Below are 18,812 nucleotides of genomic sequence, written 5' to 3'. Positions count from 1 at the left end.
ATTCGGCATCGGCGAGGCCTGCCACTACCCGATGATCGTCATCCCCGAGATGTTCAACAAGACCGAAATCACGGTCGAGAAGATCGTCAACATGGTTATCTCGTCGATCATCAAGCGTAAAATCATGGGCATGGACTACGGCGCCGCCGTCATCTCGGAGGGTGTGTTCCACGCATTGAGCGACGAGGAAATCCGCAAGAGCGGCATCCACTTCACCTACGACGACCACGGGCATCCCGAGCTGGGCAAGGTGTCCAAGGCGCATATCTTCAACGAGATGATCGAGAAGCGCGTCAAGGAGCTCGGGCTCAAGGTCAAGAGCCGTCCCGTGGAGCTGGGCTACGAAATCCGCTGCCAGACCCCCATCGCCTACGACCTCACCTATTGTTCGGAGCTGGGCATCGGCGTACACAAGCTCTTTACCGAGGGCAAGACGGGCTGCATGGTCTACGTCGATTCGGAGGGCAATGTTTCGCCCCTCTACCTCAAGGATTTGCAGGACCCCGCTTCGGGCAAGATTCCGCCCCGCCTGGTCGACATCCATTCGGACAAGTTCACGTCGGTGGTCGAGAATATCCTGAACGCCATCACTCCGGCCGATTACGAGGAGGCCAGGAAGTACGTGCCCAATCCCGAGGAGTTCGATTTCCACAAGATTCTCAACTGGAAATAACCTCTCCGGCCGTTTCAGCCATCCCGGTTCCCCGCAAGGAGGACCGGGATTTTTGCGCTCTGCGGCAGGGTTCGTGCTCCGTATTTTGAATTCCCGGCTATTCGGTTTATCTTTACGCTATGAAAACCTCGTTCCGACTCCTATATATAACAGCGCTCCTGCTGACCGTCGTGTCGTGCGGCCGCCGTGCGCCGCAGACTGCGGCCCGGCCCGAGCGCCGTTACGTCTTTCTGCCGCCCATCCCACCGGCAGCCCTGCCCCAGGAGCAGAAGCGCGATTACTTGCGCGAACACTATTGGGACAAGTTCGATTTCGCGGACACCATGTTCGTCCACAAGGCCGACACGGCGCAGATGCTCAACCATTTCGCCCAGTTCGTGGCTGTCATTTCGGACCGTCCCGCCGACCCCGCCCCCATGGCCGATTTGATGCGCCGGGCCAGCGTTTCGCGGCCCATGACCGATTATTTCGTCTGGCTGGCCGAGCGGGTTCTGGCCGACCCCAATTCGTCGATGCGCAACGACGAATTCTACATTCCCGTGCTCGAAGCGCAGCTCGCCGCCCCGTTCTACGACCAGTACGAGCGCATCGGGCCCCAATACGCGCTGGACATGGCGCAGCAGAACCGCATCGGACAGCGGGCCAACGACTTCCGCTACACGCTCGAATCGGGCGTCTCCCGGCGGCTCTACGACCTCAGGGCCGAATACGTGCTGCTTTTCATCAACAACCCCGGATGCCCGATGTGCCGCGAAATCCACGAAGCCATCGAAATTTCGCCGGTACTCCGGCGGCTGATTGCCGACGGGCGGTTGAAAGTGCTGGCATTCTATCCCGATGAGGACCTCGGCGAATGGCTCGCCTACCGCGGGCATGTCCCGGCATCGTGGATCAACTCCTACGACAAAGGCTGCGTCGTGCGCGAGACTTCCGCCTACAACCTTTCGGCCATCCCGGCGCTCTATCTGCTCGACCGCGACAAGCGCGTGCTGGTCAAGGACGCCACCGACGTGGGGCTCGTCGAGGAAGCGGTTCTCGCCCGCGAACAACTATAAACGCAGCCTATGCCTCCATAAAAAAAGAATATCGGATTTTTATCCGATATTGCGTCCGTTTTGTTACTTTTGCAGAGGAAACAGAAACTACAAACACTCAAACAATCAAGATTATGGCAAAGAAATGGCGTTGTACCGTCTGCGGGTACATTCACGAAGGTCCCGAGGCTCCCGAGCAGTGCCCGATGTGCAAGGTCGGCAAGAATAAGTTCGTCGAGGTCGAGGAACAGGAAGGCAATCTCGATTTCGTCACCGTCCACCAAATCGGCGACGGCAAAGGTGCCAGCCCCGAATTGTGGGAAGGCCTGCAGAACCACTTCATGGGCGAGTGCACCGAGGTGGGCATGTACCTGGCCATGAGCCGCCAGGCCGACCGCGAGGGCTACCCCGAAATCGCCGAGGCCTACAAGCGCTATGCGTGGGAGGAGGCCGAGCACGCCTCGAAATTCGCCGAGCTCATCGGCGAGGTGGTCTGGGACACCAAGACCAACCTCTTCAAGCGCATGAACGCCGAGTGCGGCGCCTGCGAGGACAAGATGCGCCTGGCGCGTCTGGCCAAGGAGCAGAACCTCGACGCCGTACACGACACCGTGCACGAGATGGCCAAAGACGAAGCCCGCCACGGCAAGGGTTTCGAGGGGCTCTACAACCGCTATTTCAAGAAATAGGCGGCGCCCTGTCCCAACGAAAAGCGGCTTTCCATCGGGGAAAGCCGCTTTTCCGTTATTCGGAGGGCCACAGTTCGTGTTTCAGCCGGACGAAGAATTCCAGCTTGGCCGCCACCCAGTCGTAGCCCTGCTTGAGCAGCCGGGCCACGTCGTAAACCGTTTCGATGCGGGCCCGGATTTGCCGTACCGGGTCCTTGATGGCAAAGAAATAGATGCCTGCGGCGGCCAGCAGAAAAACACCTCCCACCAGCAGCGCCGCCCATGTGAACGACCCCAGCCACTCCGACACCGCGATGAGCAGCGCCACGATCAGCAGCACGACTGCAATCATGGCCGTCACGCAGAAAAGAAGCAGCGCGAGGAAGAAATTTCCGCTCCCGGCGGACTTGTTACCCGTAGACATGCGGTTCTCCGAACGGACAGGGGTTTACTGCTGGTGCTCGCACTTGCAGCGGGCGTCCTCGATTTGGTCGTGCACTTTCTGGACCTTGTCCTTCATGCGGTCGATTTCATCGGTCAGGAAGTCCTTGATTTGCTTGCGCGTTTCCATCCCCGACTGGGGCGTGAAAAGCATGGTGAGCGCCGAGCCGACGATCAGCCCGCCCAGCAGCGACGTAATGATGATACCAGTGTTCTTCATGGTTGTTGAAATTAAAAGATTCATGTCCCCGTTCAGCAAAGTCCGGGCCAAAAATACTATCTTTACCGCCGATGAATCCCAACCCCGCAACCGCCGTCGCTTTCACGGGCCACCGCACCTACTGCGGCGAGGCGGCGGCTGCCCTGCAACGCGCCGTCGAGACCCTCTACGCCGAGGGCTGCCGCACGTTTCTGAGCGGCATGGCCGCAGGATTCGACATGGCCGCCGCCGAAACGGTGCTCGCCTGCCGCGACAGACTGCCGGGACTGCGGCTGGTCGCCGTGGTGCCGTTCGAGGGGCATATAAATCGTTTTAGCAACTCCGACCGCGAGCGTTTCGGGCGAATCGTCGCCGCGGCGGACGAGACGACGGTGCTGTCGGCCCGATACCACCGGGGCGTCTACATGCAGCGCAACGATTACTTGGTGAGCCATGCCGCGCGGCTCGTCGCGTGGTTCGACGGTTCGCCCGGCGGCACGTTCTACACCCTCCGCCGGGCCTTGCAGGCCGGGCGCCGCATCGACAACCTGTGTCCCGCAGGCCCCGGCTTCCCGCCGCCCATGCCTACCCTCTTCTGAATACGAAACCCGCGGAACCTCCGGGAGGTTCCGCGGGTTTACAGTGTCCGAGACTAAATCCGAGCGCAACTAAATATCCATAGATTCTTCGCTGCGCTCAGAATGACATTGCAAGAGCTTGTTAAAACGTTTTAACAACTACTCTAAGCCCCATTCGACGTGGTCGGAGACGAACGCATCGGCTTCGGCCGCCGCATCGTCCGAACGGGTGTAATAGTAAATCGAAACGAGCGAACCGTCATGCGCCGCATCGTACAGCACGGTGTTCCACTCCGGATAATCGGTACGACGCCCGACATGGCGGAGCATCCGGATGCCGCCGAGCACGACGATTTCGTCGCTGCCCGTCAGACCGCCGTCGAGGAAAGCTGCGGCCTGCTCGCCCAACGCTTCGGTCATTTCATCCACCTGCGCGATTCCGGCATCCGTCAGATTACCCGCATGGCCCTCGACCATGAACATGCGGTCGTCGTTGTAGGCCAAAACCTTCCGATAGGCATAGGTCGAATCTGTCTCCTCGTGGCCCGTGGTTTCGAGCTCGGAGAATCCGGCCGGAACGCTCACCCGCAGTCCCAGTTCGGGCCATTCGCACTGCTGTTCGGTCGCGAGATACTCCACGTCGTCGGCATGCACCATGCGCCACGAAGCGTAACCCAGCCCAGCGATGACCGCGCCCGCACAAACGCCGAGCACAACGGCCTGCCGGGCAGTGGCATACGCGCCGCGGCCGCGCAGCTCCCGCACGTAGGCGACAAGACCGCTGACAGCCTGAACGGCACCCCAAACGATGGCACCCGTCGCAATGACGTAACGGCCGCCCGCCTCGGTGAAATAATAAGATACGAAGCTGAAAATCAGACCGCCCACGCACCACAGCAACCCCAACAGCATGTTGCGGCGAGCCGTGCGCAGCGTATCGTCTTCGGCAGTCTCCGCGTCGGGAGCCTGCGGTTCTTCGATGGGCTCGAAAAGCCCGTTTTCCTGCTCTTTCATCTGAAATCCGAAATTAAAACGATTTAACGATATGTTTTCCGACGACAAAGGTACGAAATCCGCGGCCGAAACAAACACGCCCGAAGCCAAAAAGAGCAGACCCTGCAAGGTCTGCCCTTTTTGCGGAAGATTCCGGCGGGCGCTAATCCCGCTGCGGAACGGCTAACACTCCTGCTCGACGGCCTTGAACAAATCTACGTCGTCGAACGAAGAATTCATGACGTAGGTATAGGCTTCCGAAATCTTGCCCTCGGCCAACTTGACGAAGATGCGCGCGGAATTGATGTAGTCCTCGCACTCCCCGGCCTGACGGGCGAGCAGATAGGTGATGATGATATGCCCGGCGGTCTCGACGAGACGGCGTGCATGGAAGTCCTTGAACCCGGACTTCTCCTTGTCGCCGGACTCGACGCGCTCGACCATCTCGGCGAACTTGGCCGTCAGCTCCTTGAGCTTGGCGACGACGGGCTGCATGCACTCGCAGTAGGTGTCGGCAGCGTAACGCTCGATCTGCTCCATGAACGTGCCCTTAGTGACGGCGTTGATGGCCGCCACGACCTGCAACTGCGAGGTACCCTCGTAGATGTTCATGATGCGGGCGTCGCGGTAGATGCGCTCGCAGGGATAATCCTTCATGAAGCCCGAACCGCCGTGAATCTGGATGGCGTCGTAGGCCAGCTGGTTGGCGTACTCCGACGAAAAGAGCTTGACGAGCGGCGTGAAACCGTCGGCCAGGCGGGTATAGAACTTCATCTCCTGGCGCTCCTCGGCTTCGAGCGAACGCTCGTGCGAAATATGGGTATACTGCTTGTAAATCTCGACGAAACGGGTGGTCTCGTAGAGCAGCGCGCGGGCACCCTGCAACTTGGCCTTCATGTTGGAGAGCATCTCCGAAATGGCGGCGAACCGGATGATGGGCTTGCCGAACTGGGCGCGCTCGTGGGCATACTTCAGCGCCTCGCGGTAAGCGGCCTCGCACGTACCGACCGACTGGGCGCCGATACCCAGGCGGGCGGCGTTCATGAGCGACATGACGTACTTGATAAGGCCCATCTTACGGTCGCCGACCAACTGTGCGGGAGCGTTGGTGAAGACCAACTCGCACGTGGGCGAACCCTTGATACCGAGCTTGTTCTCGATACGGCGCACCTTGACGCCGCCGTCGCGCTTGTCGTAGACGAGCATCGAGAGACCGCGCGCATCGGCGGTGCCCTCCTCGGTGCGTGCCAGCACGAGCGAGACGTCGCCGTCGCCGTTGGTGATAAAACGTTTTACACCGTTCAGGAGCCATGTCTGCTTCTCCTCGGACCAGGTGGCCTTGAGCATGACGGCCCCGAGGTCGGAACCGGCGTCGGGCTCGGTGAGGTCCATGGCGCAGGTGGCCCCGGCCGAAACCCACGGCAGGAACTTCTGCTTGATCTCCTCGGACGCGAACTCGTTGAGCGTCTCGGCGCAGTCCTGCAAACCCCAGATATTCTCGAACCCGGCATCGGCGCGGGCGACCATCTCGTTGGCCATGACGAAGCAGACGAGCGGGAAGTTCAAACCGTCGTACTTGCGCGGCAGAGTGAGGCCGCTCAGACCGGCGTCGACGATGGCCTTCATATTCCGGACGGTGCCGGAAGCGTACTCGACGTGGTCGTTGACGACGCGCGGACCCTCGTGGTCGACCCCCTCGGCGTTGGGCGCGATGACGTCGCCGCACACCTCGCCGGCGATTTCGAGCACGCGGCGGTAGGAATCCATGGCGTCGTCGAAATTCTGCGGAGCGTAGTCATAGAGGTCCTTTTCGGCGAAACCGCGCTCCTTGAGCTCCACGATCTTGCGCATCGCGGGATGCTGGAGGTGGAACTGCAAATCCTTGTTATCTGAAAAGAAATTGGCCATTACTTTGAATTTTGCTTGTAATACTTGATCATTTTGGGAATGATGTCGTTGACGTCGCCCGTGATGGCATAGTCGGCGAGCTTGCAGATGGGAGCCTCGGGGTCGGAGTTGATGGAAATGACCATCGACGACTGGTCCATGCCGGCCGTGTGCTGGATCTGACCCGAGATGCCGCAGGCGATGTAGAGCTTGGGACGCACCGTGACGCCTGTCTGGCCGACCTGGCGCGCATGGTCGGTGAACCCGGCGTCGACGGCGGCGCGGCTGGCGCCGACCTCACCGCCCAGGACGTCGGCGAGCTCGTGGACGAGCTTGAAATTCTCCTTGGAACCCATGCCGTAACCTCCGGCGACGATGATGCCTGCCCCCTTGATGTCGATTTTGCGCTCCTCGATCTGGCGCTCGACGATACGCACGGCGAGGTCGGTATCCTTGACGAACTTCTTCCAGTCGATGGCGCGGACCTCGCCCCTGCCGGGCTGCGCGGCGTACTCCTTGCGCATGACGCCCTCGCGGACGGTAGCCATCTGCGGCCGGCAGTCGGGGTTGACGATGGTGGCGATGATGTTGCCGCCGAAAGCGGGACGAATCTGGTACAGCAGGTCGGTGTACTCCTTGCCGGTCTTGGGGTCCTTGTGGTCGCCGATGACTAACTGGGTGCAGTCGGCAGTCAGACCGCTGTGCAAGGCGGACGACACGCGGGGCGCGAAGTCGCGGCCGATGCAGGTGGCGCCGAAAAGGACGATCTGAGGCTTCTCCTGCTCGATGAGCCCGCACAAAACTGCCGTATGGGGCAGCGTGCGGAACGGAGCGAAAGTCTTGTCGTCGGCGACCCACACGGTGTCGGCGCCGTACTTGGCGAGCTCCTTTTCGATGCCTGCGAGCTTCTCGCCGAGCACCACGGCGTCGAGCCCGACGCCCAAGGTCGAGGCCAACTCGCGGCCCTTGGTCAGCAATTCGAGACTTACGTCGGCGACCTTGCCCTCCTCGATCTCGATATAGACGAATATGTTGTTCATAATGCTAAAACGATTTAACCGAGCGTATGGCTCGCGATGAGTTCGACCATCAGTGAATTGATATCCTCGTCGGCGGCCGTGAGCCGCTTGGCCTCCTTGGCCTGGAAGACGACGTTCTCGATCTTCTTGACCTTGGTGGGCGACCCGCTGAGACCCAACTGCTGGGGATCGGGGTCGACGTCGGCGGCGGCGAACTCGACAATCTGAAGATAAGGCTTCGCAACGGCGCGCCGTGCGGCCTCGGAATCGGGCGCGGCGGCGATTTCGGACCCTGCGAGGGCGCACTTGAACTTCATGACGCGCTTGGCGTTGCGCGGCCGGCACTCGGGAGCCGACGCGTTGACGGTGACGACGGCGGGAACGGGGCACTCGACGACCTCGGTACCGCTGCTGAGCCGCCGCTTGATGACGAGCGAAGCGTCCTTGATTTCGACAATCTCCTCAGCGTAAGTGACCTGCGGCAAAGCGAGCTTCTCGGCGACCTGCGGCCCGACCTGCGCCGTATCGCCGTCGATGGCCTGGCGCCCGGCGATGATGATGTCGGGCCCGATTTTACGCAAAGCGCACGAAAGGGCGTAGGAAGTAGCCAAGGTATCGGACCCGGCGAACTCGCGGCCGGAGAGGAGATAACCCCCGTCGGCCCCGCGGAACATGGCGTCGCGGATGATGTCGGCGGCGCGCTGGGGCCCCATGGTGAGGATGTGGACCGTCGCGCCCTCGACACGGTCCTTCAACGAAAGGGCCATTTCGAGCGCATTGAGGTCCTCGGGGTTGAAGATGGCGGGCAGAGCCGCGCGGTTGACCGTGCCCTCGGGCGTCATGGCGTCCTTACCCACGTTGCGGGTATCGGGCACCTGCTTGGCCAGAACAACGATTTTCAACTGGTTTTTCATAAATATGGATTAAATAATGTTAGATTCTTCGCTTCGCTCAGAATGACAATGAAAGGGGCTCAGAATGACAATAAACAAACTAAGAATGACAGTAAACAAACCCGGGATGACAATAAACAAACCCGGAATAACTGCGGGAAGCCGAATGACAAAACGGCGGATTCACCTTTCACCTTTATTCTCTTACGATGGTTTCGCCGCGGTCGGGACCGACGGAGATGATCCGGACGGGAACGCCCGTTTCGCGCTCGATGAACTCGACGTAACGCCGGAACGCGGCAGGGAACTCGCCGTAGGATTTGCACCCGCGCAAGTCGCACTTCCAACCCTCGAAGTCGGTATAGACGGGCTTGAGAGAATCGGCGATGTCATAGGGGAACTCGCCGGAGACCTGCCCGCCGATGTCGTAGGCCGTAGCGACGCGGATGGTGTCGAAGTCGTTCATGACGTCGGACTTCATCATGATGAGCTGCGTGACGCCGTTGATCATGATGGAATACTTGAGCGCGACGAGGTCGAGCCACCCGCAACGGCGCTTGCGCCCGGTGACGGCGCCGAACTCGTGGCCGACGGAACACAACCTATCGCCGGTCTCATCGAAAAGCTCGGTAGGGAACGGACCGCTGCCGACGCGCGTACAATAGGCCTTGAAGATACCGAAGACCTCGCCGATGCGGTTGGGCGCGATGCCGAGCCCGGTGCAGACCCCGGCACTGACGGTATTGGACGAAGTGACGAACGGATAAGAACCGAAGTCGATGTCGAGCAAGGTGCCCTGCGCCCCCTCGGCCAAGACGCTCTTACCCTCGGCAAGGGCGCCGTTGATGAAATACTCGCTGTCGATGAAGCGGAAGCGCTTGAGGAACTCGACGGCCTCGAACCACTGGCTTTCGAGCCCGGCGAGGTCGTACGAATAATCGAGACTGCGGAGAATACGCTCGTGACGGGCCTTGGCGCGGCTGTAAATCTCCCGGAAATCGGGGCTGAGCAAATCGCCGACGCGCATGCCGCTGCGGCTGACCTTGTCGGTATAGGTCGGACCGATGCCTTTGCCCGTGGTGCCGATTTTGGCGCTGCCCTTGGCGGCCTCGTAAGCGGCGTCGAGCAAACGGTGGGTAGGCAGAATCAGATGGGCCTTCTTGGAGATGCAGAGCTGGCGCGTGAGGTCGTGGCCGCTCTTGGCCAACTCCTCGGCCTCGGCGCGGAACAGAATGGCGTCGATGACCACGCCGTTACCGATGACATTGGTCTTGCCGCCCTGGAAGATACCCGAAGGAATGGACCGCAGGACGTACTTCTCGCCGTTGAACTCCAGCGTATGCCCGGCGTTGGGGCCGCCCTGGAACCGGGCGACGACATCGTAACGCGGAGTGAGCACGTCCACGACCTTGCCCTTGCCCTCGTCGCCCCATTGCAGCCCGAGGATCACATCGACTTTTTTCATGCTATAGCTTATTCGTAATTTGGACTTTTTGCATTCAAAGGTAAGAAAAATTCGGCGGAAAAGGAAAAAAATCGGCCGATTATATACACTGCCCGGCGGAGAAAAAAACGGCCGCCCGAAGCAACGGGCGGCCGGAGACGAATCATACGGAGCGGGGAATCAAGGGTGGGTAGCCTGCCACCACTCGGTGTCGAGCTTGGCGGAGACGGTCAGCGACGAGACGCTGGGGTCGGAAGTGGTGATGCCCGAAAAGGTGCGGATGGGGTTGACGCCGTTGGTCATGGAATAGAACGCGGGCGTATGACGGCGGAACGCGGCGGGAACGACCCGCTCCAACTGCGCCTCGAACTCGCCGAGGAGCGCCGGGTCGGAACAAAGCTGCCGCACGTAATCGCCCATGTCGAAGAACCGCACGGGCGAATAGCCGTCGAGCCGCTGCAAGGCGGAGAGGTTGGCGCTGTCGAACGCGAACCGCGCGTTGATACGGGCCATGACGCTGGCAAGGGCGTCGAGCTCGGAACAGACGATGGTGCTGACCGTACCGTAGGGATACGGATAAGCCATATAGAAATCGTAGAACGCCTGAGCGATACCCTCGAAATCGGTCTGCCCAACGAGGTGAGGCCCGACATGGGCATAAGGAAACCCGGCGGCCATGACCTCGGAAGTGGAAGCCACGAGGTGGTCGGCAACGTCCCTCAACGCGTAGGCGACCTCGACGGAAGCCATGTAACAATCGTCGAAGAGGATGAAATCCAGCTTCATGCCAACGCTGCGGATACCCTCGGCCAAAGAAGCGATGTCGGCGCGGGAATCGGGCGTAGTACCGCCGAACCACCGGGTGAGGGGACGATCGGGGGCGGCATACTCCCAATATTCCTTCTCGGGAATGCCCGAACGGTCGGCAGCCCTGGGAGAGGCACTCCGGGCGGGCAACCAAGCCATGCCGTGGCTGCCGATGGTCATGGCGAAACGGTCGGCGGGCGCGAAACGGCGCACGTCGTCGAGCACCGAAGCGATACCCTGGGCGGTGGTGACGTCGGGCGCGGGGGCATAACTTTTCTTCCACACCCGAATGCAGCGTCCCTTATCGGCGCGCAACTCGAACAAGGAAGCAGTCGTATGGGAATCCATGTAAAAGACCAACAACCGCTCGTCGTGCAAAGCCCCCTGCGCGACGACGCGCTCCATGTCCTCGATATTCTTCTTGGTATAGGTCGCAAGGTCCTGCGCCCACGGGAAATACATGAGCACGGTCCGCCCGACAGGACCCTGCGGAGTTTCGATCTTGTTGCGGGAACAAGCCGAGCAAACAGCAAGGGTCAGCAGCAGGAAAAACAGGCGACGAATCATTTGTATTCGCGGGGTTTGAGGTTATTGAACTGCCAGGTACGGTCGCGCTTATAAGTATAGCCCTCGGGCTTGTTCCAATAAACACGGCCGAAGTCGAAGTAGAAACCGCGGCGCTTGCGCCCCTCGACGACGTAAGGCTTGAGCAGGGGCACGAACTCGACGTTGCGGCTGACGATGCGGGCCTTGCCGTAAGGCAACTCCTCGACGTCGAGCAAATCGAGCGCGTGGTCGAACATGAGCACGTGGCGCGGCGACTGCTGGCTGAGCCCGTCGCCGGAAGCGAGGACAGCACGCAAAACGCCGTTCATGCGGGCGGCATAAGCGGCGGCCTGCTCCTTGTCGCCGAGCATGTCGTAGGCGAAAGCCATGAGGTTGAGCACCTTGGGACTGAACGGATCGCGCGCGAGCACATCGTTGCCAGTGGCGATGATGGCTTCGAGGGTCTCCTTCTGGGGATTCTCGGTATCGACGGACGATGCGAGCAACAACAGCTTGTCCAACTCGGGAACGGGAATCAAGGGCTTGTAACTCTCCTGGTAGGCGTAACCGTAATAAAGATAGTGGTAGTCGAGGTCGGTGAGGGTCGGATCGCCTGCGCGGTAACGCATCATGAGCGTCGTATAATAATAAGGAGACGACGAATCGAGCGTCCGGGCGAGGATGTCGTCCTCGACAGGCACCTGGGCCCCGGCCCATGCGGGGAGAAGCAACAACAAGCACAGAAACCGTTTCATGACAAATGCGTTTAAGAACAATAACGCAAATCTATCGCAAATCGTATTCCGCAATCAACCGCCGGAACCGCTCGCGCAAGTCGGCGGAACCCTCGACCAACGGCAGCCGCAAGGCGGGACCGATTTTGCCCATGACCGAAAGGGCGCACTTGACGCCTGTGGGATTGCCCTCGGCGAAAAGAGCCTTGACGGCCTCGTCCAAAGCGGCGAACTCGGCCTCGGCCTGCGCGAAGTCGCCAGCCTTGGCGAGGTTGACGCACTGCATGAAACGGGCGGGAAAGGCGTTGGCCGCGACGGAAATGACGCCGTCGCCGCCCCGCTGCATGACGGGCAGGACCATCCCGTCGTCGCCGGAAAGGACCAGGAACCCGTCGGGCCGACGGTCGATAATCTGCTGTATCTGGTCGATATTGCCGGAAGCCTCCTTGATACCGATGACCTTGTCGAAATCGCGCGCGCAGCGCAGCGTAGTCTCGGCGGTCATGTTGACCCCGGCGCGGCCGGGGATGTTGTAGAGGATGACGGGCAGGGGCGAATGCTCGGCGACGGTACGGAAATGCTGGTAGAGCCCCTCCTGCGAAGGCTTGTTATAATAAGGCGTGACGCTGAGGATGGCATCGGCGCCCCGCAGGTCGAACTCGCGCAACTGGTCGAGGACCTCGGAAGTGGAATTGCCGCCGCACCCGATGACCAACGGCACGCGCCCGGCGATGTGGTTGGTGATGAACATGGCGATGACGGCCCGCTCGGGCATGTAGAGGGTCGGCGTTTCGGCCGTGGTGCCCAAGGCGACGATGTAATCGACACCCCCCTCGATGACATAGTCGATCATGCGGGCCAACGCCTCGTAATCGACCCGGCCCTCGGCCGTGAAAGGGGTAATCATGGCGACCCCGACGCCGGCAAGTTTGTGCTGCAACATATCTTTTCCCTAATTAAAAATCACGGTTCGGGCCCTGCCGAGAAAAACGACGCGAGCCCTCCGCCGTCAGAACAACGTTCCCTGCTCCGCCTTTTCCGCCGCATCCTGCGAAGACGCGTCACCGCCGAGCATGGCGATGAACTCCTGCTCGGAGATGATGCGGACGCCCAACTTCTCGGCCTTCTTCAACTTGGCAGGCCCCATGTTCTCCCCGGCGACGATGAAATCGACGCTGGCGGAGACGGCCGCGAGGTTGCGCCCGCCGTGCAGCTCGATCAACTCCTTGAGCTCGTCGCGGGAATGATCGGCGAACTTGCCGGAGATGACGAAACTTTTCCCGGCCAACGCCTCGGAAGCCAACGCCCGCTCCTCGGCCTCGAACTGCAACCCGGCGTCGCGCAGACGACCGATAATCCGCAGGTTCTCGGAATCGGCGAAGTAATCGAGAATGGCGTCGGCAATCTTGCCCCCGACCTCGTCGGCCTCGACCAACTCCTCGCGCGAAGCGTGCATGACGGCGTCCAACGACCGGAAATGGTCGGCCAGGTACTTGGCCGTAGTCTCGCCGACGAAACGGATGCCCAACCCGAAGAGCACGCGCTGGAAAGGCACCTGAAGCGACGCGCGGACCGACCGGACGATATTCTCGGCGGACTTCTCGCCCAGACGCGGGAGGGGCGCGAGCTGCTCGGCCCTCAAATCGTAGAGGTCGGAAATATCATGGACCAACCCGTTCTCGTAGAGCAGCTCGACCGTCTCCTCGCCCAACCCGTCGATGTCCAGCGCCTTGCGCCGGATGAAATGGATGATGCGCCCGATAATCTGCGGGCGGCAGCCGCTCTGGTTGGGACAATAATGCTTGGCCTCGCCCTCGTAACGCACCAACGGAGTGCCGCACTCGGGGCAGGTGTCGATATACTTAAAGGGTCTGCTGTCGGCAGAACGCCCGGCGAGCTCGACCCCGGTAATCTTGGGGATGATTTCACCGCCCTTTTCGACGTAGACCATGTCGCCGGGACGGATGTCGAGAAGGGCCATCTGCTCGGCATTGTGGAGCGTGGCGCGCCGCACGGTAGTACCGGCCAGCTGCACGGGCTCGAGGTTGGCGACGGGCGTGACGGCCCCGGTGCGTCCGACCTGGAAATCGACGCTGACGAGCCGGGTGAGCGCCTGCTCGGCCTTGAACTTATAAGCCACGGCCCACTTGGGCGCCTTGGCGGTGAAACCGATTTTGCGCCGCTCGGCGAAGCTGTTGACCTTGATGACGACGCCGTCGGTCGGGAACGGCAACTTGCGCCGCGCCTCGTCCCAATGGGCGATGAAAGCGTCGACCTCGGCGGCGGAACGGCAGATACGGCCGCAGTCGGAGACCTTGAAACCCCACTCGCGGGCCTTCTGCAAACTTTGCCAATGGGTCTCGAACGGAAGGCCGTCGCCCGAAAGCTGGTAGAGCGTACAATCCAACCCACGGCGCGCGACCACGGCCGACTGCTGCTGCTTGAGCGTCCCGGCGGCGGCGTTGCGCGGATTGGCGAACAAAGGCTCCCCGGCGGCCTCGCGCTCGGCGTTGATCTTGTCGAACGAAGCGTAAGGCATCAACACCTCGCCGCGAATCTCGAAGAACGCAGGCCAATCACTGCCCCGCAATCTTAGGGGCACGGACCGCACGGTACGGATATTGGCGGTGACGTCGTCGCCCTGGACGCCGTCGCCGCGCGTGACGGCGCGCAGCAAACGCCCGTTCTCGTAAGTGAGCGAAATGGCCGTGCCGTCGAACTTGAGCTCGCAAACGTACTCCGCAGGCCCGCACTCGCGCTCGATACGCTCCAAAAACTCGTGGAGCTCGTCGAGCGAATAGGTATTGCTCAACGACAGCATGGGATAACGGTGCTTGACGGTGGCGAACTCGGCGGAAATGTCGCTGCCGACGCGGGCCGTAGGCGAATCGGGGTCGGCGAACTCGGGATGCGCGGCCTCCAGCTCCTGCAACTCGCGCATCATGCGGTCGAAATCGAAATCCGAAATCTCGGGCGCGTTTTCGACGTAGTACTTATGATTGTGGAATTCGAGCTGCCGGCGCAGCTCCTCGATTCTTCGGCGGACCATAAAAACAACGGATAACTTGGGTAAAGGTACATAATTTGTTCGTAAGAGCGAGCAAAAACAAAAAAATTGCAAAAAAAAATTGCCGGCGTGGCACGATAGACAAATTTTGTTTATACTTGCAGAAAATTTCCGCACAACCATGACCAAACAGCATATTGTGAAGAAACATATCGTAACAAGCTACCGGAACCTGAGCCCCGAGATGCAAGAGGCCGTAAAGGCGAAGTACCCCACCGGATTCACCGACGCGATGATGCGTGTAGACAAACCCAACGGCGACTTCTTCTATGCCGTACCGTTCGACACGGACGAAGTGGCCTACCTGGTGAAAATCGACGTCAAAATCGACGACAACGCACAGGAAGAAGACGAAAAAGACTATTATGACGACGAAATAAAGGGGGCCGACGACCTCCAGGACGACAACGCCGACACTGCGGAACGCAGCGACGACGACATGGAAATATAATCCCCTCGCATACGACGAATACTACTTCTTTGGGCGGCCTGTATCGGAACCGCGGTCGTAACCCACGGCTGCGAACCCTGCGCTGCCACACCAACCCGCTGAAGATGCTGAGCGCAACGAACTGCGCGGCGTCGATGGACGAAGCGGACGCCCGCAGCTGCCCGCTGGAAGTATTCTACAAAAACCGCTGGCAGGAAATCCGCCTGCTGCTGCTCGACGACCCGAACGTAGTCCGGGAACTCTAAATCCATAGCAAATAAAGCGGCGCCCCGAATCGCAAGGATTCGGGGCGCCTGTCTATTGCAAGAACGAGGACTACTCGTAACGGCCGGACTTGAGCCGCTCGACCTCCTCGCGGGTGAGGAAACGCCATGCACCGCGCTTGAGGTTCTTCTTGGTGAGCCCGGCGTAGTAAACGCGGTCGAGCTTGGTGACGGTATAACCGAGGAACTCGAAGATACGGCGCACGATACGGTTGCGCCCCGAATGGATTTCGATGCCGACCTCCTGCTTGTTCTCCTTGACGTAGGAAATCTCGTCGGCGAAAATCTCGCCGTCCTCCAACGTGACGCCCTCGGCGATGCGGTCCATGTCGGCGCGCGTGAGGGGCTTGTCGAGGGTGACCTGGTAAATCTTCTTCTTACGGTAGGAAGGATGCGTGAGCTGCTTGGTCAAATCGCCGTCGTTGGTGAAAAGCAACAACCCGAGGCTGTTCTTGTCGAGCCGCCCGACGGGATAGATACGCTCGGTGCAGGCCCCGGCGACCAAATCCATGACGAGCTTGCCGGCATGGGGGTCGTCGAGCGAAGTGACATAACCCTTGGGCTTGTTGAGCACGAGGTAGACTTTCTTCTCGCCCTCGACGCGGCTGTCGTTGAAGCGGACCTCGTCGGAAGGCATGACCTTGGAACCCAACTCGGTGACGATCTGCCCGTTGACGGAGACGAGCCCGGCGGTGATGAAATCGTCGGCCTCGCGGCGCGAACAGATGCCCGACTGCGCGAGGAAACGGTTCAAACGCATCTCGCCCGTCTGCTTGGCGGGATCGTACTTGGGATAACTCCGCGGCTTGTCGTCCTGCTTACGGAAACCGGGCTTATCCTTGCGGAACCCGGGCTTCTTGGACCCGAACTTGCCGTCGGCTTTGTCGCCGAACTTCTTGAACCCGCCCTTGGCCCCGGGCTTTGCGCCGAAACGCTTGGGACCGCGCTCGCCGAAAGGCTTGCTGTCGGACTGCCCGTCGTATGCGGCCCCTGTCCGGCCTTTGGTCCCGAACCGGGGCTTGTCGGTCTCGGCCTGCGGGCGGCCGCCGCGGAAAGGCCTCTCGCCGCCGGAAGTGCGGCGGGGCTTCTCGTCGAACGCGGGACGGTTGTCGCGCGTGAAATTGGGATTGTACGAAGCTCTCCGGGAAAGGGGCTCCTGCTCCGAATCGGCAGCATCGCGCTGCAAACGCGGGCGACGCTCGACGCGCTCGGCCGCATGGGCGGCAGTACGCGGGCGCCGGTCACGTCCGAAACGCGCGAGCACCTCCGTCGAGTCGTTTTTGTGATCTTTCATATTGGTCTAATTGTCTGCCGCGACGAACATGCAAACCTCGGCGACATGACCGGGCCGCACGCCTGCGAACAGCTTGTGGAGTGCAAAGGTAACAGAATTTTCCGGATTGGAGCGCACGGACCCTGCCAAACCGACCGGAAAACCGATAACTGCCATGTTCCGGTCGAAAAGAGAGAGGAATCCGAAAACGAAAAGAATACGCCCCCAACCTCCATATGCGGCACAGGCAGGCCCGTGAGCACCGGAATTTGGCATTGCCCGCGGCTTGCACTATCTTTGCCGCGATGAAACCGAAGATAACCGTTTTCGATAAGCCGAGAGCTGAGACGAACTCGTTCGGGATTTGCCGAGGCGAGAAAACCTGCATGAAGATGAACGTTTTCGATAAGCCGAGAGCAAAAACGAACTCGTTCGGGATTTGCCGAGGCGAGAAAAGGTGCATGAAGATGAACTACGAAATCATGCGCATAGCGCTGCCGAACATCGTGTCGAACATCACGGTACCGCTGATGGGCATTGTCTCGACGGCGATAGCGGGCCACTGGGGCGCGGACTCGGCGGCGACGATAGGCGCGCTGGCCATCGGGGTGTCGATTTTCAACTTCATCTACTGGAACTGCTCGTTCGTGCGCATGGGCACGAGCGGCCTGACGGCCCAAGCCTACGGCGCGGGCAACCTACGCGAATGCACGAACATGCTGGCACGGGCGCTGGTAGTGGCGGCGCTGATGGGAGCGGTGATGGTGGCACTGCAATGGCCCGTGGGCGAACTGGCGCTGTGGGCGATGAACGGCAGCGCGATGACCCGCGACTACTTCTACGCCCGCATCTGGGCCGTGCCGGCGGGAATCCTGCTGTTCGGCCTCAACGGCTGGTTCACGGGGATGCAGAACGCCGTGATACCGATGTGCACGGCCATTGCGGTGAACGTGGTGCACATTCTGTGCAGCCTGTGGTTCGCATTCGGACTGGACCTGGGAATCGTGGGCATAGCCTACGCGTCGGTGCTGGCCCAATGGAGCGGCGTGGGGCTGTCGGCGCTACTGCTGGTGACGGAATACCGCGCGATGCTCACGAAAATCGACTGGCCGGAAGTGCTGGACCTGCAACCGCTGAAGACCTTTTTCGTCATCAACCGCGACATCATGCTGCGCACGCTCTGCATTGTGGCGGTCTACACCTTTTTCACGGGGGCGTCGGCCCGCATGGACGACCCGGCGCTGCTGGCGGTGAACACGCTGCTGCTGCAACTTTTCACCCTCTTCTCGTACATGAACGACGGCTTCGCCTATGCGGCCGAAGCACTGACGGGCCGCTTCATCGGAGCCCGCGACGGCGAAGCGCTGCGCAAGTACATGCGCCGCTGCATCTTCTGGGGCACGATGGTGTCGGTGGCGTTCGTGGGAATCTATTTGGTGGGCTGGCGCGAACTGGTGGGCCTTTTCGTGGACGGCACAACCCCGGATGCCGCGAAAATCACGGAACTGGCGGGCCGCTACATAGGCTGGATAATCGTCATCCCGATAGCGAGCGCGATGCCCTTCATCATGGACGGAATCATGGTGGGCGCGACCGAGACGCGCGTGATGCGCAACTCGATGTTCCTCTCGACAGCGGCCTACTTCGGAATCTACTATGCGGGCTACCCGCTGATAGGCAACAACGCGCTGTGGATGGCGTTCACGCTCTACATGTTCCTGCGCGGGGTGCTGCAATACTACATGACCGGGCGGCTGCGGACGATAGAGAGAAAAGCGGGATAAGGGAAATTCACAATTCACAATTCACAATTCACAATTCACAATTCACAATTCACAATTC

At 60.6% G+C, this 18,812-nt stretch carries 19 protein-coding genes; 7 read left to right on the top strand and 12 right to left on the bottom strand.

Going from position 1 to position 18,812, the window contains the following annotated elements:
* The 3 genes from QVG21_RS08300 to QVG21_RS08290 all read left to right on the top strand — a co-directional run.
* On the top strand, nucleotides 1-673 hold a 673-nt coding region (locus QVG21_RS08300; RefSeq protein WP_502871768.1), incomplete at its 5' end, for a 6-phosphofructokinase.
* 119 nt (nucleotides 674-792) lie between these two features.
* Nucleotides 793-1,728 carry a DUF5106 domain-containing protein gene (locus QVG21_RS08295; RefSeq protein WP_287923972.1) on the top strand — a complete coding sequence of 312 codons (936 nt, stop codon included), beginning with the start codon at nucleotides 793-795 and terminating at the stop codon, nucleotides 1,726-1,728.
* A gap of 113 nt (nucleotides 1,729-1,841) precedes the next feature.
* Nucleotides 1,842-2,396 (top strand): NADH peroxidase, encoded by a 555-nt coding sequence (locus QVG21_RS08290; RefSeq protein ID WP_287923970.1) that lies wholly within the window; start codon nucleotides 1,842-1,844, stop codon nucleotides 2,394-2,396.
* A 55-nt stretch (nucleotides 2,397-2,451) separates the two neighbouring features.
* Here QVG21_RS08290 and QVG21_RS08285 read toward each other — a convergent pair whose 3' ends face one another.
* Together QVG21_RS08285 and QVG21_RS08280 are read right to left on the bottom strand one after the other, a co-directional pair.
* Nucleotides 2,452-2,799 carry a hypothetical protein gene (locus QVG21_RS08285; RefSeq protein ID WP_287923968.1) on the bottom strand — a complete coding sequence of 116 codons (348 nt, stop codon included), beginning with the start codon at nucleotides 2,797-2,799 and terminating at the stop codon, nucleotides 2,452-2,454.
* Nucleotides 2,800-2,823: 24 nt separating this feature from the next.
* Nucleotides 2,824-3,036: a YtxH domain-containing protein gene (locus QVG21_RS08280; RefSeq protein ID WP_251215073.1), complete on the bottom strand. Its 213-nt coding sequence runs from the start codon at nucleotides 3,034-3,036 to the stop codon at nucleotides 2,824-2,826.
* A 71-nt stretch (nucleotides 3,037-3,107) separates the two neighbouring features.
* Between QVG21_RS08280 and QVG21_RS08275 the strand changes: the two genes are divergently transcribed.
* Entirely contained in the window at nucleotides 3,108-3,614 is a 507-nt protein-coding gene (locus tag QVG21_RS08275; RefSeq protein WP_287923965.1) for an SLOG family protein, read from the top strand.
* A 138-nt stretch (nucleotides 3,615-3,752) separates the two neighbouring features.
* Here the strand turns inward: QVG21_RS08275 and QVG21_RS08270 are convergent, their stop codons facing one another.
* The 9 genes from QVG21_RS08270 to ligA form a co-directional block, all read right to left on the bottom strand.
* Nucleotides 3,753-4,607: an MFS transporter gene (locus tag QVG21_RS08270; protein ID WP_287923963.1), complete on the bottom strand. Its 855-nt coding sequence runs from the start codon at nucleotides 4,605-4,607 to the stop codon at nucleotides 3,753-3,755.
* A 162-nt stretch (nucleotides 4,608-4,769) separates the two neighbouring features.
* Nucleotides 4,770-6,494 carry an acyl-CoA dehydrogenase family protein gene (locus tag QVG21_RS08265; protein ID WP_287923960.1) on the bottom strand — a complete coding sequence of 575 codons (1,725 nt, stop codon included), beginning with the start codon at nucleotides 6,492-6,494 and terminating at the stop codon, nucleotides 4,770-4,772.
* Nucleotides 6,494-7,513: an electron transfer flavoprotein subunit alpha/FixB family protein gene (locus QVG21_RS08260; RefSeq protein ID WP_251215077.1), complete on the bottom strand. Its 1,020-nt coding sequence runs from the start codon at nucleotides 7,511-7,513 to the stop codon at nucleotides 6,494-6,496. The genes QVG21_RS08265 and QVG21_RS08260 overlap by 1 nt, the downstream gene beginning before the upstream one ends.
* Nucleotides 7,514-7,527: 14 nt before the next feature.
* Complete coding sequence (locus tag QVG21_RS08255) at nucleotides 7,528-8,406, bottom strand: electron transfer flavoprotein subunit beta/FixA family protein (protein WP_251215078.1); 879 nt, start codon at nucleotides 8,404-8,406, stop codon at nucleotides 7,528-7,530.
* A 175-nt stretch (nucleotides 8,407-8,581) separates the two neighbouring features.
* Entirely contained in the window at nucleotides 8,582-9,850 is a 1,269-nt protein-coding gene (locus QVG21_RS08250) for an adenylosuccinate synthase (protein WP_251215079.1), read from the bottom strand.
* 159 nt (nucleotides 9,851-10,009) lie between these two features.
* Complete coding sequence (locus QVG21_RS08245; protein ID WP_287923956.1) at nucleotides 10,010-11,203, bottom strand: clostripain-related cysteine peptidase; 1,194 nt, start codon at nucleotides 11,201-11,203, stop codon at nucleotides 10,010-10,012.
* Nucleotides 11,200-11,937 (bottom strand): DUF4919 domain-containing protein, encoded by a 738-nt coding sequence (locus QVG21_RS08240; protein WP_287923954.1) that lies wholly within the window; start codon nucleotides 11,935-11,937, stop codon nucleotides 11,200-11,202. Before QVG21_RS08240 ends, QVG21_RS08245 begins: the two co-directional genes overlap by 4 nt.
* A gap of 31 nt (nucleotides 11,938-11,968) precedes the next feature.
* Complete coding sequence (gene dapA, locus QVG21_RS08235; protein WP_287923951.1) at nucleotides 11,969-12,859, bottom strand: 4-hydroxy-tetrahydrodipicolinate synthase; 891 nt, start codon at nucleotides 12,857-12,859, stop codon at nucleotides 11,969-11,971.
* Between the two features lie 66 nt (nucleotides 12,860-12,925).
* Nucleotides 12,926-14,965: an NAD-dependent DNA ligase LigA gene (gene ligA / locus QVG21_RS08230; protein WP_251215083.1), complete on the bottom strand. Its 2,040-nt coding sequence runs from the start codon at nucleotides 14,963-14,965 to the stop codon at nucleotides 12,926-12,928.
* Between the two features lie 139 nt (nucleotides 14,966-15,104).
* Here ligA and QVG21_RS08225 point away from each other — a divergent pair, with 139 nt between their 5' ends.
* Both QVG21_RS08225 and QVG21_RS08220 read left to right on the top strand, forming a co-directional pair.
* Entirely contained in the window at nucleotides 15,105-15,434 is a 330-nt protein-coding gene (locus tag QVG21_RS08225) for a hypothetical protein (protein WP_251215084.1), read from the top strand.
* 29 nt (nucleotides 15,435-15,463) lie between these two features.
* Complete coding sequence (locus QVG21_RS08220; protein ID WP_287923946.1) at nucleotides 15,464-15,679, top strand: hypothetical protein; 216 nt, start codon at nucleotides 15,464-15,466, stop codon at nucleotides 15,677-15,679.
* 70 nt (nucleotides 15,680-15,749) lie between these two features.
* Here QVG21_RS08220 and QVG21_RS08215 read toward each other — a convergent pair whose 3' ends face one another.
* Nucleotides 15,750-16,991 carry a pseudouridine synthase gene (locus QVG21_RS08215; protein ID WP_287923944.1) on the bottom strand — a complete coding sequence of 414 codons (1,242 nt, stop codon included), beginning with the start codon at nucleotides 16,989-16,991 and terminating at the stop codon, nucleotides 15,750-15,752.
* A gap of 440 nt (nucleotides 16,992-17,431) precedes the next feature.
* On the opposite strand from QVG21_RS08215, the gene QVG21_RS08210 reads away from it, so the two are divergent.
* Nucleotides 17,432-18,754 carry an MATE family efflux transporter gene (locus QVG21_RS08210; RefSeq protein ID WP_287923942.1) on the top strand — a complete coding sequence of 441 codons (1,323 nt, stop codon included), beginning with the start codon at nucleotides 17,432-17,434 and terminating at the stop codon, nucleotides 18,752-18,754.
* The last annotated feature ends 58 nt before the right edge of the window (nucleotides 18,755-18,812 follow it).

This window comes from Alistipes sp. UBA6068 (assembly GCF_949428155.1).
In the GTDB taxonomy this organism is placed as follows: Bacteria; Bacteroidota; Bacteroidia; order Bacteroidales; family Rikenellaceae; genus Alistipes; species Alistipes muris.
The sequence above is the reverse complement of the archived record's forward strand: the minus strand, read 5'-3'. Positions and strand labels throughout refer to the sequence as shown.